The organism is Thermococcus henrietii (assembly GCF_900198835.1).
Taxonomy (GTDB): Archaea; Methanobacteriota_B; Thermococci; order Thermococcales; family Thermococcaceae; genus Thermococcus; species Thermococcus henrietii.
Window position 1 is genome coordinate 1178130 of record NZ_LT900021.1, and the last position, 12340, is coordinate 1190469.

13 protein-coding genes are annotated in these 12340 nt (G+C 45.6%); 7 read left to right on the plus strand and 6 right to left on the minus strand.

The window, feature by feature from the left end:
• Positions 1–4: 4 nt before the first annotated feature.
• On the minus strand, positions 5–283 hold the full coding sequence (locus CS910_RS06575; protein ID WP_099210471.1) for a lipoate protein ligase C-terminal domain-containing protein: 279 nt from the start codon (positions 281–283) through the stop codon (positions 5–7).
• A 69-nt stretch (positions 284–352) separates the two neighbouring features.
• On the opposite strand from CS910_RS06575, the gene CS910_RS06580 reads away from it, so the two are divergent.
• The 3 genes from CS910_RS06580 to CS910_RS06590 all read left to right on the plus strand — a co-directional run bounded on the left by CS910_RS06580 (position 353) and on the right by CS910_RS06590 (position 2953).
• Positions 353–2275: an arginine--tRNA ligase gene (locus tag CS910_RS06580; RefSeq protein WP_099210473.1), complete on the plus strand. Its 1923-nt coding sequence runs from the start codon at positions 353–355 to the stop codon at positions 2273–2275.
• A 190-nt stretch (positions 2276–2465) separates the two neighbouring features.
• Positions 2466–2684 carry a DUF5646 family protein gene (locus CS910_RS06585; RefSeq protein WP_099210475.1) on the plus strand — a complete coding sequence of 73 codons (219 nt, stop codon included), beginning with the start codon at positions 2466–2468 and terminating at the stop codon, positions 2682–2684.
• Positions 2681–2953 carry a type II toxin-antitoxin system RelE family toxin gene (locus tag CS910_RS06590; protein ID WP_099210477.1) on the plus strand — a complete coding sequence of 91 codons (273 nt, stop codon included), beginning with the start codon at positions 2681–2683 and terminating at the stop codon, positions 2951–2953. Before CS910_RS06585 ends, CS910_RS06590 begins: the two co-directional genes overlap by 4 nt.
• Position 2954: 1 nt before the next feature.
• Here CS910_RS06590 and prf1 read toward each other — a convergent pair whose 3' ends face one another.
• Genes prf1 through CS910_RS06605 form a run of 3 tightly spaced genes read right to left on the minus strand, consistent with a single transcriptional unit; the run spans position 2955 to position 5077 of the window.
• Positions 2955–4202, minus strand: coding sequence for a peptide chain release factor aRF-1 (gene prf1, locus CS910_RS06595; protein WP_099210479.1), 1248 nt, complete (start codon positions 4200–4202; stop codon positions 2955–2957).
• A gap of 59 nt (positions 4203–4261) precedes the next feature.
• Positions 4262–4507, minus strand: coding sequence for a pro-sigmaK processing inhibitor BofA family protein (locus CS910_RS06600; RefSeq protein ID WP_099210481.1), 246 nt, complete (start codon positions 4505–4507; stop codon positions 4262–4264).
• A 9-nt stretch (positions 4508–4516) separates the two neighbouring features.
• Positions 4517–5077 carry a hypothetical protein gene (locus CS910_RS06605; protein WP_099210483.1) on the minus strand — a complete coding sequence of 187 codons (561 nt, stop codon included), beginning with the start codon at positions 5075–5077 and terminating at the stop codon, positions 4517–4519.
• Positions 5078–5217: 140 nt separating this feature from the next.
• Between CS910_RS06605 and CS910_RS06610 the strand changes: the two genes are divergently transcribed.
• From CS910_RS06610 to CS910_RS06620, 3 genes are all read left to right on the plus strand, one after another.
• Positions 5218–6267 (plus strand): radical SAM protein, encoded by a 1050-nt coding sequence (locus tag CS910_RS06610; protein ID WP_099210485.1) that lies wholly within the window; start codon positions 5218–5220, stop codon positions 6265–6267.
• An 86-nt stretch (positions 6268–6353) separates the two neighbouring features.
• Entirely contained in the window at positions 6354–7745 is a 1392-nt protein-coding gene (locus CS910_RS06615) for an ArnT family glycosyltransferase (protein ID WP_158523816.1), read from the plus strand.
• Entirely contained in the window at positions 7726–9924 is a 2199-nt protein-coding gene (locus CS910_RS06620; protein WP_158523817.1) for an ArnT family glycosyltransferase, read from the plus strand. The genes CS910_RS06615 and CS910_RS06620 overlap by 20 nt, the downstream gene beginning before the upstream one ends.
• A 244-nt stretch (positions 9925–10168) precedes the next feature.
• Here CS910_RS06620 and CS910_RS06630 read toward each other — a convergent pair whose 3' ends face one another.
• Entirely contained in the window at positions 10169–10345 is a 177-nt protein-coding gene (locus CS910_RS06630) for a class III signal peptide-containing protein (protein WP_099210493.1), read from the minus strand.
• Positions 10346–10605: 260 nt separating this feature from the next.
• Here CS910_RS06630 and CS910_RS06635 point away from each other — a divergent pair, with 260 nt between their 5' ends.
• Positions 10606–11028 (plus strand): hypothetical protein, encoded by a 423-nt coding sequence (locus CS910_RS06635; RefSeq protein ID WP_099212453.1) that lies wholly within the window; start codon positions 10606–10608, stop codon positions 11026–11028.
• Here CS910_RS06635 and CS910_RS06640 read toward each other — a convergent pair.
• Positions 11021–12304 carry a site-2 protease family protein gene (locus CS910_RS06640; protein ID WP_099210495.1) on the minus strand — a complete coding sequence of 428 codons (1284 nt, stop codon included), beginning with the start codon at positions 12302–12304 and terminating at the stop codon, positions 11021–11023. The two genes, CS910_RS06635 and CS910_RS06640, sit on opposite strands and share 8 nt — an antisense overlap.
• Between the last annotated feature and the right edge of the window lie 36 nt (positions 12305–12340).

Sequence of the window (12340 nt, forward strand, 5' to 3'; positions counted from 1 at the left end):
ACCGTCACCCTTCGAGGGCCTTCTTGAGGGCGATTTTGAAGTCCGCAACGTTGACGTAGGGCATCTCCACGTCGAGGCGCATCGCGAAGAACTCGTCAATCAGGTGCTCGAGCTCGTCAAGGCGGTGTCCTTCAAGCTTCTTCTCGAGCTCGTGGACGGTCTCCTCCGGGTGAACAAAGAAGTCCCCCGTAATCTTGACGTGCTCAGCAACACCGTTCTCCTCGTCGAACTCAATCCTTATGAGGCCCTTCTTGGCCTTGTGCTCACCGACGTGGTGCTTCATACCCATCCCCGTTGTAAACTCGCGGGAGAACTTTTTAAAGGTTAGGTAGTAGTGCCGGCGGTGGTGAAGATGGTCTATAAGGAGATACAGGAGAGGGCGAGGCTTTCTCTGAAGAAGGCACTCGACGGGATGCTCACCGAGGCCGGAAAGGAGTGGGACGGCGAGATAACCTTCGACGATACGCCAAGCCTTGAGCTCGGCGACTTCGGAACGGCCATAGCGTTTCAGCTCGCGAGGGTCTTCCGGAAGGCCCCGAAGCTCATAGCGGAGGAGCTCGTCGAGCGCATCGAGAAGCCAGAAGGGATAGTGGAGGTTAAAGCGGTTAACGGCTACATCAACTTCTACGTTGACTACTCCTACTTCGGACGCGAGCTGGTTAGGGAAATCCTTGAGAAGGGAAGCGCCTACGGCGAGAGCGAAATCGGGAGGGGCAAAAAGGTCATCGTCGAGCACACCTCGGTCAATCCAACAAAACCGCTCCACATGGGACACGCGAGGAACGCGGTTCTCGGTGACACGATGGCGAGGATTATGCGCAGGCTCGGCTACAAGGTTGAAGTTCAGAACTACATAGACGACCTTGGAGTGCAGTTCGCGCAGGTTCTCTGGGGTTACCTCAACATGAGGGAGGAGTTCGAGAGGATTGAGGCGGAGCTGAGGGAGAAGGGCCTCAAGGAGGACTTCATAGACCACATCATGGGACTGCTCTACGTCGAGGTCAACAAGCGCATCGAGGAGAACCCAGAGGTGGATAAAGAGGTTCGCGAGCTCATGAAGAAACTTGAGGAAGGAAACAATGAGATAGCCGAAATCGGCAGGAAGCTTGCCGAGCGCGTTGTTAAAGCCCAAATGCTCACCACTTACCGCATGGGCATCGCCTACGACCTGCTCAGCTGGGAGAGCGACATAATGCGGAGCGGAATCTTCGAGGAGGCCTACGAACTCATCGAGGCCAACGAGAACTTCTTCTGGGGGAAGGAGGGCAAGTACAGGGGAGCGTTCGTCATGGACCTCAGGAAGCTCTTCCCTGACATGAAGAACCCCTTCCTCGTCCTCAAGAGGAGCGACGGAACGGCAACCTACACAGGCAAGGACATAGCCTATCACCTCTGGAAGTTCGGCAAGGTAAAAGCTGATATGCTCTACAAGCTCTGGGACAAGATTGAGAACCACGAGACCTGGACGACGGCTCCGGACGGAGAGGAGATGCCCGGCAGGTTCGGCAGGGGGGATATAGTCATAAACGTCATCGGAGCGGAGCAGAGGCACCCCCAGATGGCGATTAAATATGCTCTCCAGCTCCTTGGCTTCGAAGATTCGGCGAAGAACTTCCACCACCTGGCTTACGAGCACGTTGTCAGGCCAGAAGGTAAATTCTCGGGCAGGAAGGGGACCTGGGTCGGCTTCACCGTTGATGAGGTCCTCAACGAGGCCGTCCAGAGGGCGAAGGAACTGGTCGAGCAGAAGAACCCGAACCTGAGCGAGGAGGAGACGGAGAGGATAGCCGAAGCGGTCGGAGTCGGCGCGGTTCGCTTCAACCTCGTCAAGTACAGCCCGGACAAAATAATAACCTTCCGCTGGGAGGATGTCCTCAACTTCGAGGGGGAGAGCGCGCCGTACATACAGTACGCTCACGCCCGCTGTGCGTCAATCCTGAGGAAGGCCGGGGAGAGCGAAGTCGAGACCGACTGGAAGGCCCTCCTTGAGAAGGCCGACTTTTCAAAGCTCACCCTCCGCGAAAAGGAGCTCATCAAGCTCCTCGCAAAGTTCCCTGAGGTAATAGAGAGCGCAGGCAGGGACATCAAGCCACACCTGATTCCGGCCTACCTCAACGAATTGGCCTCGCTCTTCAACAAGTTCTACATGGACCACCCGGTGCTTAAAGCTGAGGAAGGCGTAAAAGAGGAGCGCCTGCTCCTCGTTCTGGCGGTCAAGCAAGTGCTCAGGAACGGGCTGGAGTTGCTCGGCATAGAGGCGCCGGAGAAGATGTGAATAAGGCACTCATCTTTTCTCTTTTCTCCGGACCAGGCCAGGTATCGCCCCCGATACTAAGTATCGGTACCGATACTTAAAGGTTCCTAAAACGATGCATGCAAATTATAATAATTTCGGTGTATCATTTGGTTGAGCGAATCGAAGGGAAAATTAAAATATCATGCCGAGAATTTAAAGCGGTGGGAACATGGAGCGGGTAAGCGATGCTAACGTGCGTTACGTTATGGAGGAGCTTGAGCGTCTGAAGGTGGAAATCCAGCGTCTTGAGGCTATGCTGGTTCCCATTGTGAGGGGCGAACTCTCCAAGGAAGAACTTGAGGAGATAGAGAGGGAGGCAAGAGATTTCAAGGAAGAAGACTGGATTGACGCGGACGAGCTTGAGCGGATTCTGGAGGAGGACTCATGACTTTCGAAGTCAAAATAAAGAAGGAGGCAGTTAAGGCTCTAAAGTTCTTACCAAAGGCCAACCTCAGAAAATTTCTGGAGTTAAAAGATGCACTTAGATATGAGGCGGTTCCCAAGGATAGATTTGACATAGTCAAACTTAAAGGCTCCGGAGACCTTGATATTTATCGTGTTAGAATCGGCGAATACCGCATTATCTATTCTGTGAACTGGAAGGCTCGTAGGATTCTAATCCACAAGGTTAAGAAAAGGGAGGACGCCTACAAGTAGCTCAGTGAATCTTGTACCTCAGGAACACTCCGAGTCCACCAAAGGCCTTGTAGAACTGCTGGCCCTCCTCGGTGTCGAGGGAGATTATCTCCACGTTCGAGCCGGCTTCCTCCGCCATCTTTATGAGCTCCTCCGCGACGTCCCACTTCTCGAAGGTTATGTTCTGACTGCCACACTTCGGGCAGTGGGTCAGCTTCTTCTTGTAGACGTGGAACTCCTGCTCGCTCATCGTCTTCTCCTCGCTCCATCCACAGTTGTTGCACTTGGCCTTAACCCTAACCTTGTCGTAGCCCTCGCTGATGAGGAGCGTGTCAACGGCGCCGAGCTCAAGGGCCTGGCGGACTTCCTTCTCACCGTAGGTTATCATTCCCGTATCCTTGACGAGGTGCCTGAAGAAGTCCTGGATAAGCTTCCTTTCCTTGACCGCCTCGTGGTCCCTGAGTATGTCGCTGGCCTTCTCGACGAGCTCCCTTAGGCCGTACTCGCCGTGGTAGCTTATGTCCACGACGCCAATAATCTTCTTCTTGAGCTCGTGGTGGAGGTAGTCGCCCTCAACGAACTCCTCCTTGGTCGGTCCGGGACCGCCGATGATGATTCCCCTCAGCTCGCCTTTCTCGAGGAGCGGGAGGAATGCCTGATTGGCGTGCTCGCCGATGCGCTTCATGAACTCGTGCGTTTCTTGCTCGCGAATCCTCTCGTAACGCCTCGCCGACTGACCACCGGCCCTCGTCTTTCCAGGGACGTTCGAGGTGAGCTCATCTATAACCTCAATCCTCTTGCCCCTGAGGAGTCCGATGGTGGCCTCGTTCTTCTCGACGGTTATGAGGCCGTACGCATCTTTAACGCGGAGCATCTCCTCAAGCGGTTCGGTAACGAAGGTCTGGTCACAGCGGTAGAGGCGGACCTTGAGCGGTTCCGGCGGGACTATGGCCCAGAGCCTTATGTCGCTGACTCCCTCCTGCTCGCTGACGTTACCGACGAACAGGGCAAGGCCGTTCTCCGGAGTCTTGCGGTAGAGCTTGAGGTGTTGCATCGCCCTTTCAAGCGCTCCTAAAACGTTCTTTCGAGTGGACTTGCTCTTGATGTTCTGGGCCGTTCCGTACTCCTCGCGAAGCTGCTGCATGACCTTGTTGATGTCGTAGCCGGCCGGGATGTAGAGGCTGACGAGTTCGGTCGCTCGACCTCGATAGTTCTTCAGCTCCTCAACCTTCTTCTTGAGCTCGTACATTTCCGCTGACTTGTGAGACATGAGCATCACCCCTTTCTCTTCCCGTTCCCGGTTAAAAGAGGCCACTTATAAAAGTTAGCCTAGAAGAGGGATAGGATTATGAGTATAAACGCGCCGATGACTCCTCCAATGGCCAGGATTAGCAGTGTCAGCCAGTTTATTGGGACGTGCGTGACCCCAAGGAAGTTCAGGACGCCGATTATGATGAGGCCGGTAATCGCGTTCACCGCGAGCCACTTGAGAATCGCTATGGTGAGGGCTAAGATTGCCCACCCAACGAGCGCGAGAAGGAAAAGGAGAACCAGAAAGAGGAGGATGTTTGGCATGGACCCACCTCAGAGCTTTTCGAGGGTCTCCTTGGCTATCTCCCCGAGGGGGACCCACTTCTTGCCTTCAAACGGGAGGACAACCTTGTCTTCCACGCTGGTGAATTCTTCCACAAGGGGTTTGAGCTCGCTGAGCCCGAGTTCTCCTATGACGACCAGCAGAAAGCCCTTCTCATCCCTTTTGCCCTCTCGGAGGCCCCGTTTTATCTCTTCAACTACCCAGGAGCGGTACTTTCTGGCCAGTTCAGGATAGGTTTTGATTATGTCGTAGGCGAGCACCATGGCGTTTTCTCTGATGTAGGGATTCCTATGGTGGATTAAGTTCATGAGCTTCTTGAAGTTGTTCTCATCGAGGTACTTTGAGAGAATATCCCTGTCAGTCTCCAATACCTGGGTCAGGGCTAAGAGCGCATCTCCAACGATTCCTGGATTCTCATCGTCGAGGAGTTCCACTATTGCACTCATAATTTTCTTGTCCTTAATGGCCTCCTGAACGAGTAGCTCAAACTGTCCCGATTCAAGCATCTCTCTAACTTTCTTCTTTTTGGAACCGAAGGATAGGAAGGGCATGTTTGCTCACCGTTATCTCTATTATGTTGTCTTCATTAAAACTTTTCGTGTGTCTATTTTTGGAGTAATCTTTAAATATTCAATTCAAGTCTCTACTAAAGCATAAGTTTAGAGCGCTCATAGCTAACTGGGTGTCTTTAATGATTGCGAAAACATGGTTTCAGTTATATCATACCAAGGGAATTGTTAAAGCGAACTTTTCAGTTACCAATATTTGTAATTATAGGTGTAATCATTGTAATATATGGCGTAAATATCTTGAGAATCCAGAACTTTTGAGGAGGGAATTATCCTTTAAAGAGTTTCTTAAAATTTCTGAACAAACTACTAGTCTTAGATGGATTTCTATTACTGGAGGAGAGCCAACATTAAAAAAAGGTTTGGACAAGTTTCTAATTGCACTCCCAGATAGCATAAAATTAGTTTCATTAAATACAAATGGGTCCTTGCCAAATAAGATAACTGATATAATAAAAATTGCCGCAGAAACTATGCCAAAGAGGCTTTTTTATGTCTCCGTAAGCTTAGATGGTCCTCCGGAGGTTCATGATAAACTACGTGGAATTCCTGGCGCTTTTGAAAATTCTATTTCTACATTTTTACAATTAAAACAGTTAACTGATGAATTTAAAAACGTACATGTCAATTTTGAATATACAATTACTCCTTGGAATCTAGGTCAATTTGAGGCCTTGCTTCGTTATTTCAATAAGACTAAATTTCCGGCCTCTGCAGCAGATTTTGTGATATCCCTATATGAGACTGCGGCCTATTATCATCATGATGATAGTCGTGGCTCAAAACCTACCCTAAAAATTCTCAAAGAAGCACAACGGATAGTATCATGTTTTCCTCGTATCTCCCTAAATCCGTCAACTCTATTCTGCCGTGTATTCTTGGCATTATCTTCTGAGTATTACACTAAAAGAAAACGTCATCCGTGCTTTGCTGGGGAGAAGAGCGTATGGGTTAATCCTTATGGGGAAGTCCAAATGTGTATATATAAATCTCAACCGCTTGGTAACATTAAGGATTATGACTACGACCTAAATCGGTTAGTTAGTTCACAAAAAAATGAAATATTGGAACTCAGAAATTCTTGTAAGGGATGTTGGACTCCATGTGAATCATACACTACTCTAATGTTTCGCCCTTTATTCCTTATTGAGGGGGTTGTGAAATCATGGTAACTTTCTCAATGTTTGATTCACAAAATAAATGCCCCTGGAGAATTATTATGAAATATACTTTTATCATATCACTAGTTACTTTCGTGATGTACATAGTTACAGGCTATCGAGTTGTTTCTCATGGAGGTGTTGCAATAGATTTCGGTGAAGGTCCAATTGCATATGAAAGTTGGCTGGCTTCCCAAGGTCACAATTTTTATGTATCATATATTCATACTTCAAAATTAGTCCTGGTTGTTCCCTATCCTCCCCTATTCCAATGGTTTTCCTCTATGCTTATTAAATTTGGTTTTTCTCCTATTACTGCTGGACGCGGGTTATCATTTACTTCGACCTTAGTAAGTAGTATGTTGGTGTATCTACTTCTCAGGAAACTTAAAGTTGACAAATTAATCTCTGGAGTAATAGCACTCTCCCTATTCTCATTACCTCCCATATTTATGTGGTCACTGCTCAATAGGGTCGATATGCTTGGTCTCATGTTTACATTAATCTCCCTTCTGCTGTTTTTTGAGGAAAAACATTTCCTATCTTTTATAACCATAAGTCTTGCTATCTTGACAAAACAATCTTTTATCTCATTGCCTTTTGTTATTTTTGTATATTTACTCATTTCTAAAAAATATGCTCGGGTTATTGAACTTGTTTTTCTTGTAGTCTTCCCCCAGATTGTCTTGTCTTTATCTCTTCCAAATTACTTTGACAATGTAATCTTAGCTAACATGTATCAACATTTGAATTTTGATATCTTTTATAGGGGGGTTCAGATCGTATTATACTACTGGATATTAATTGCACTAAGTGTTTATGCTACACTATTAATACTACAGAAACAAGGGATCAATAAAGAATACACGCTTTTAACTGGGTATTTTATAGTTTCTATTGTGTGGGCACTTGTGTCATATAGTAAGCCTGGAAGCTCAATCAATTACTTTATAGAGCCTCTCGTGTTAAGCTTAGTTATGATAGGATTACTTTTCTCTTTCTCATCCAGCTCTCAAACACGGCTCTTACTTAGTATCCTGTTGTTTGGCATGTTAGTAAACTTTGCATTAACTGATAACTCTATATCTGAGTTTTATTCTACACAAATTAGCATAAATTATGCTCCCCTATACCATAAACTAGAGACGATCAATGGGACTATATTCTCTGAGGATCCATATCTTGCATTTAAAACGCATAAGGGTCCTGTTGTTGACATATTTTTATTAACCCGCCTTTATTATGCGGGAGTTTGGAACCAAAGTGTGTTCCTAAATGATATTGCATCTCAAAAGTTTTCCGAGATAATAACATTAGAGCGGTTGAACAATAATACTGCATTAAACCCCAATTCTAGGTATACAAAACAAATGGTTCAATGTATCTTACTTTACTACCAGTTAAATGGTTCTATAGGAAAATATTATATATATCTCCCAAAGCCTAATGCCCCTAGAGAGGGGATTTGCCATGGACTCCAAGGGCAGTAAAACCTTCTCACTACTCTTAATTCTGGGTATTGTAGTGGTATACCTATTACTTAGACTGCCTCTGCTCAGTGTTCAAAATGAATATGTTGATTATGATGAGGGAACATATTTAATGATTGCACGATTGATAAACCATGGATATTTGCCATATAGGGATATTTTTGCTGTCCACCCTCCGTTGTATTATTATAGCCTGGCTCTTTGGTTGAGAGTATTTGGAGATACTTATATTTCTGGTAGATTGTTTTCATTAGTTCTCGGTTTGGGATCGGTTATTATTGCATATATCATTGGATCCAAACTTAGGGATTATAAATTAGGTGTGTTATTTTCACTTGTTGTATCGTTAGATCCGACTACGATTCATATAAATACATTAGTATTGCATGATACAATGATAGAGTTCTTTACACTTTTATCTATCTGGGCCCTTGTGGAGTACTTACATACTAAACATCTGAAATTTGCATATGCTTCTCTTGCGATAGCCGCGATAGGTAGTGCAACAAAATTTACGATTTTCCCTTATCTTATCTCATTGTACACTTTTGTTATTTTTAGTACCTCCCCCCGACTTATCGAGATTCTTGAAAAATTGACTAAACATATTATTACGTTTAAGCAAGTCCTAATTGCACTCATATCCTATCTATTGTGGATTATTGTTATAGTGATACTTGTTCTCCTTGATCCCTCCCCCCTAATTAGAATATTAGGCATTGCTCCTGGAATTCATAATATTACTAAAATAGGCCATATCTATACTTCAATTGCGTTCTTATTCTTCTGGCTTGGTTTGACTATTTATACTTTCAATATTAGGTACTTGAATGCTCTTCGTGATGTTCTAATAAAGATTCCCAAAATTCTAAAAATCGGCATTGTTTCCTTTATTATAATCTTATTAACCAAGGCACTTATTGAGGTTCCTCTGGGATTTTTAGTTTCTCATACATATATTACACAGACATATTTTCAACAAACAACTCGTTCTTATCCCTTTATTGGCATATTTGTTATGATGCACAATGTTCTTTCTACCCTACAATCCAATTATCCTGAAACGCTTGTGTACCTTGTTCCCTTCTTTCTTCTTCTTTCTATCATAATTCTGGAAAAACTTAAGAACAACCTTAATGAGGCTTCTTCTGAGTTGAACATTCTCCTATTTTTGAATTTTGTGTTTTATTTCATATTGATGCCAATCATTCCAAATGTTAGATATGCATATTCAATGTTTTTAGTACTTTATCTTGCATTGCTGTATCCAATTGATGTTTCATCTAAGCATGAATTTTTTAAAATTTTATCTGTTATTTTTATTACCTTGTTATTGGTGGATACTGGGATAATTATAAATTACCCTAAAGGGAATTTAGCTCTCTCAATGGGTCCTCACACCAAGGAACTACGGAATAATCTCAATGATTTTATCGTGTCTCACAACCTTACTACCGGAACGTATCTTTCAATAAACCCCATGAATGCATATTACCTGAATCTCAGTGTTGTTCCTTATATGGTTGATACTTTTGGTCTTGGCTATTTAAACCATAAAAATCTTGTAAATCTAACTAATGAATATCATCCAACATATGTCATTTTTAGTACCTGGATGTTTTCAATTATGCAACATTCAAGTGCTCTCTTCAATGTCTATTGGCCCCTTTTTAAGTACGCACTCTCTCATGGTACCCTCCTTTTTGGTGAATCCTGGAAAGATGGAGAGCGTATTGAGTTATTCAGTTTACACTATTCTAAACAAGCTACTTCTTCTATAAATCTGGCCTTGTACAATGATGGTTTGAGCTTGTACATCAATGGGACATCATTTTTAAATGTAAGCCTACGATATGGAGATAATGAACTCTTTCAAAATATTTCGGTGTTTAATGTAAATCCTAGCAGTTATATACTCAAAGCGCAGGATAAGACTGCTAAGGTCACAGGGAGAATATTGTTTAAAAACAATACTGTTCTGTTTATGGTGCCATATTGTTATTTTAATCTTAGTTTTAATGGAGTAGCTGTATCTCTAGGAAAACATACAGTTATATATCTTCACGATGGAAGATGCTTAACTGTTGTGGGCAAGCAACTAACAATACTCAACAATTCTATAATTACTGGAGATGGGCAAATTGGGATAAAATTAGGGTGTGGATATCATGGAGTTTAACGTTGAGACAGTGTCGTTTACTGTCGTGTTAATTTTAGATCCTGTTCTTTTGAGTGTCCCAGTACGGGGATCTATGAATGTCTTGATAACTACCAAAATTACCACCAACGCAAGCGCAGTCATGAAGATATACTCAATTGAAGCTTGAGCCGTTCTCATAGTACCACCATGATGCCGGATATTCGAGATGTCTTTTTTGTTGTACATAGATAAAAGGAGAGGATAAAATAGCGAAATACTATTATCAGCTGCTGCTCATCATGCTGTTAAGCTCACTTCCTATCGAGGATTCTGCTGTGTTTGCAGTAGTGCTGGCGCTGCTTCCCTTGCCCCTGAGCTGCCTAACAACTATCAGGATTATCACTAGCGCCGCGGCAATCATGAACAGGTACTCAATTGCACCCTGGGCCTTTCTCATCATGGCAAATCACCTCCAGAGAGTTACTTCAACCTAAACTCGACTAAAAAGGCTTATATATCTTTCTACCCAATACTGAGGAGAAACATGCCCAATATTGTAAGACCTCCAAGAGGTGTTGGCTCATGCTACTAAGCTTTCACTGTGAATCATCAAGCATTGAGGATTGCATTGAAGAAATCAACAAAAAATCAGAAAATATCCTATGTACCCTCCCGGGTTTTGTAAATTCTGCAAAGATATTGCTGAGCTTTGGAGCCTTCATGAACCTTGGGGTTGTTCTAGCCGTTGATAAGTCCCTAACAGCGTACAAAGTTGTGCGTGCCGAGTTCTCCTCCGGCAAAAACAAAGAAGATGCCATCAACAAAACACTCGAAAAGCTCAACACGATAATCCCTGACAGGGCCAAAATAGTTGATTTTGAAGTTAAGACGTATACCACACCGGTGACAAGGAGAACGTACGCCGTTGGGGTAGTCGTTTACAACGTCTTTGAACAGAAGAAACCCACCGCGGAGTACACCCTCAAGGAGAGGCGAAAGCTGATAGCGATGGTCCTTGAGGCCTTCAACTACAATCCCCGGGTTCTCAACATCTCCGAGCTCGCAAGGGTCTTCGGTGTTTCAAGGGACAGCATCTACTACGACATCGAGCAGATACTTAAAGAGGCGGGCAAATCTAAGTAGTCCATATCGGCCTCGGTGTTGCGGTGAGGATGAATATGAGGGCCGCCAGTATCGCGAGGGCTATCCTCTTCTTTGATATCGGGGATACCTCATCGAGTGCTCCGGGATTACCGGCGGCCCCTATAAGCAGAACCAGCAACCCCCAGATGAACCAGCCACTCCACAGGTAGCTCATTCCGATGAGAACAAAGGCAGTGACGTATGTCACTATTCTGTGCGTCCTCTCGCTGATGAACGCCCTCAGAACATGACCCCCGTCGAGCTGGGCAACGGGAATCAGGTTGAGGAACGTGACGAGCAGTCCGACCCAGCCGGCCATTGCAATCGGGTGGAGAAATATCACGTAATTGTCTGGAATGTGAAGTACGGCCTTTGTCAAAAGTTCAAAGAGCAGGTTCGTGCCGAAGTAAACACCTCCGCTTGTGTGAGGGACCATGCTCTGGGGGACTACAATGGACAGCTTTAATCCTATGGCAGTGACGGGAATAGCCACCAAGAAGCCTGCTATCGGTCCGCTAACGCCAAGGTCTATCGCCGCGTCTCTCGTGGGAAGGGGAGACTTGACTCTTATCACCGCGCCGAGGGTTCCTATAAAGCTGAATGGGAATGGAATGAAGTAGGGCATCGTTGCGCGGACGCCGTGGTAGGCAGCGGCTATCTTGTGGCCGAGTTCATGGGTGCCGAGAATTGCCATGACGCTAACCGAGAATGAGAGTGCTATGAGATAGGGGTCCCTCATCCCCGGAAGTCCATAATAATCGAGGGCTGAGATGTAGTTGAGGGCAAGCATGTAACCAGCGAAGAACGTCGTCGCTATAGTCGCGAGCAGGAAAACCCAGGGTAGCCACTTATTGTCCGGCTTAACTTCCCCCGCTGGGAACACGAAGAGGAGAATTTTACCATCGCGCTTCTTCAGAGCGCACCAGTAGCCGAGCTTCTCCATCTCGCTCAGAACTTTCTCGAAGTTCGGCTCAAGGATGTCCTCAACCTCAAAAATGAAGACCCTCCCGTCGAAGCCTGCAAAGCGGAGGTTGTAAAACGTCCTGAGTTTGGCCTCGACCTCCGGCGGAAGGCCCGGCGTCTCGACAACTTGCACCTCGTGGGGGGAAGCCGGTTCCAGTGATGGACTATGTGGTCTTTCGGCATCCTCCCTCGTGTAGCCCACTAGAATCATGTCCCCCCCGCAACGGGGGCACGAGCGCTCAAGAAGGGGCTCGGTGGAATCCCTCTCCTCGCGGTGGCCACAGTTAAGGCACTCGTAGATTCCCCTCGGCATCTTTTACCTCCTGGATTAAAATTGGGGGGAGGGTTA